The organism is Brevibacterium sp. (genome assembly GCF_022712115.1).
Classification (GTDB): Bacteria; Actinomycetota; Actinomycetes; order Actinomycetales; family Brevibacteriaceae; genus Brevibacterium; species Brevibacterium salitolerans.
On record NZ_JALAHB010000174.1, the window covers coordinates 1 to 2,933 of the forward strand.

Below are 2,933 nucleotides of genomic sequence, written 5' to 3' on the forward strand. Positions count from 1 at the left end.
CCTTCACCGTGGGGCAGTCCCTCGCGGAGCCGCTGCGGGGCTTCCGCCTCGGCAGCCGGGCGGAGCGCCGGGCCAGAGTCGCAGAGCTGCTCGATCTCGTGGCGCTGCCGGCGGAGTTCGCCGACCGCCGGCCCCGGGAGCTCTCCGGCGGTCAGCGTCAGCGGGTCACGCTCGCCCGCGCGCTCGCCAGCACTCCGGAGGTCCTCGTCCTCGACGAACCCGTCTCCGCCCTCGACGTCTCCGTGCAGCAGCAGATCCTCGAACTGCTCCTCGACCTGCAGGAGCGTCTGGGGCTCGCCTATGTCTTCATTAGCCACGATCTCGCGGTCGTACGGCACATCGCCGACGACGTGCTGGTGATGTCCGGCGGTCGCGTGGTGGAGTCCGGACCTGCCGCCGAGGTCTTCGACTCTCCGCGCACGGAGCTCACCCGCACACTCGTCGCCGCGGTTCCCGGCACCGGCGACCGCGCTCCCGCCTCCGGCACGGAGGCACACAGCGCACCCGCACACAGCACACCCGTCCCGATCGGAGCACGATGACCACGCATCCCACTCACAGCACCCACGCCGCACCCGTGCGCCCGGTCCACCTCGCCGCGCACTTCCCGGGCGTCAACAACACGACCGTCTGGACGGATCCGGCCGGCGGCTCGCACATCGAGTTCGAGAGCTTCGAGCACTTCGCCCGCACGGCGGAGAACGGGCTCTTCGACTTCCTGTTCCTCGCGGAGGGCCTGCGGCTGCGCGAGCACAAGGGGGAGATCTTCGACCTCGACGTGGTGGGCCGGCCGGAGACGGCCACGGTGCTCGCCGCCCTCGCCCAGGTCACTCGGAACCTGGGCCTCGCGGGCACCTTCTCCGCGACGTTCAACGAACCCTACGACCTCGCCCGGAAGCTGGGCACGCTCGACCACCTCTCCGCAGGCCGCGCGGCGTGGAACGTCGTCACCACCAACAACGCCTTCACCGGCGCCAACTTCCGCCGCGGCGGCTATCTCGACTACGCCGACAGGTACGCCCGGGCGGAGGACTTCATCTCCGTCGCGCGCACGCTGTGGGAATCCGGTGCGGCCGGTCCCGGAGCCGTCAGCGGCAGTGACACCGGCGCCGGCCCCGCGGGCACCAGCGCCGGCCTCGGTGAGAGCGGTGCCTTCTCCCACCGCTCCGACTTCTTCGACATCGCGGGACGGTACCCGCTGCCGCGGAGCAGGCAGGTCCACCCCGTGATCTTCCAGGCCGGGGACTCCCCGGACGGGCGGGACTTCGCTGCGGGCAGCGCGGACGTGATCTTCACCCGGCACTCGGAGCTGGAGGAGGGGAAGGCGTTCTACGCGGACATCACCCGCCGGCTCGCCCGCTACGGCCGCGGGGAGGACGAACTCAAGATCTATCCCGGCGTCACCTTCGTCCTGGGGGACACCGCCGCCGAGGCCGAGGAGAGGGCCGCCCTCATCCGCCGCCAGCAGGTCTCCGGTCCCGGTGCCATCGCCTTCCTCGAACAGCTCTGGGGCCGCGACCTCACCGCCTATGATCCGGACGGCCCGCTGCCGGACGTGGACCCGGACTTCGACAACGCGGACATCACCCGCGGCCGGGTCCGGCACGTGAAGGACCCACGCCCGGTGGCCCGTGCCTGGCGCGAGAGGGCGGAGGCGGAGGGACTCTCGATCCGCGAACTCGTCATCGAGGTGTCCGCACGCCACTCGTTCGTGGGCACCCCGGGCCGGGTGGCGGAGCAGATGAACGAGTACGTCCAGCAGCGCGCGGCCGACGGCTTCATCCTCGTCCCGCACCTCACTCCGGGAGGCCTCGACGAGTTCGTGGCGCGTGTGGTCCCGGAGCTGCAGGAGCGCGGCGTCTACCGGACGGAGTACCCGGAGGGCGGGACGCTGCGGGACAACCTGGGCCTGGGCGGGTACCGGCCGGATACGGAGTGGGCGGCAGCCAGGGCGGCGGCGCGCGACGCACACCGCGACGGGACAGGACACCACGACGGGACAGAGCACCGCGACCAGGCAGGGCACAGCGCCGCAGCAGAGCACAGCACGGAGAACAGCACGCAGCCACCGGCTGCGGAGAAGGAGACCGCACATGTCTGACGCACACGCATCCGCCACCGGCACCGCCGCACCCGCAGAGGTGACCGCCTCCGTGTCGGCTCCAGTGCCGGTGCCGGCATCCGGTCCTGCGGCCGCACCCACTGCGGTGCGCCTCGATCCGGGCGCGCTCGCGGACCCGCCTGCGCTGCGGGACGCGGTCCGCGCCCTCGACGAGGCGGGCGTGCGGTGGATCGTGCTGGGCGACGACGGCGCTTCGGGCGCGGACGCCCTCACCACCGCAGCCTGGCTGGGGCCGGCCACCGCGCAGGCGGTGCTCGTGCCGGAGGTGCCGGTCACCCACACGGAGCCCTTCCACGTCGCGACGGCCACCGCCACCCTTGACCACGTCTCCCGTGGTCGCGGGGGCTGGTCGCCGGTGGTGCAGACGAGTGAGGCCGCCGCCCGGCTGACCGGTCGCAGGCCTGCGGCACCGCTCGCCGAGACCTGGCGGGAGGCCGGGGAGATCGCGGATGTCGTCGCCCGCCTCTGGACGTCCTGGGAGCCGGATGCGGAGATCCGCGACGAGGTCACTTCCCGCTTCCTCGACCGGGAGAAGGTGCACTACGTGGACTTCACGGGCACGGACTCGGTGGGCGAGGAGTTCACCGTGAAGGGCCCCTCGATCGTGCCGCGTCCGCCCCAGGGAGAGCTGCCCACGCTCGTGAGTGCGGATTCCCCGGAGGCCGCCGAGGCCGCGCTCGCCTTCGCGGACGTCGTGCTGCTGGCGCCCGAGGCAGGGGTGAGCGGCGAGGAGCTGCGTGCCCGCGCCGCGGCGCGGAGCCGCGAGCTCGTCGTGCTCGACGACGGAGGCACCGTCACCGCGGACGAGGCG

At 72.8% G+C, this 2,933-nt stretch carries 3 protein-coding genes; all 3 read left to right on the forward strand.

Features of this window, described 5'->3' with window-relative positions; genetic code table 11:
• Positions 1-542 (forward strand): ATP-binding cassette domain-containing protein (locus Q0A33_RS09885; RefSeq protein ID WP_291795705.1); only part of this gene is annotated, 542 nt, incomplete at its 5' end.
• On the forward strand, positions 539-2,101 hold the full coding sequence (locus Q0A33_RS09890) for an NtaA/DmoA family FMN-dependent monooxygenase (protein ID WP_291795708.1): 1,563 nt from the start codon (positions 539-541) through the stop codon (positions 2,099-2,101). The genes Q0A33_RS09885 and Q0A33_RS09890, both read left to right, overlap by 4 nt.
• On the forward strand, positions 2,094-2,933 hold an 840-nt coding region (locus Q0A33_RS09895; protein WP_291795711.1), incomplete at its 3' end, for an LLM class flavin-dependent oxidoreductase. The genes Q0A33_RS09890 and Q0A33_RS09895, both read left to right, overlap by 8 nt.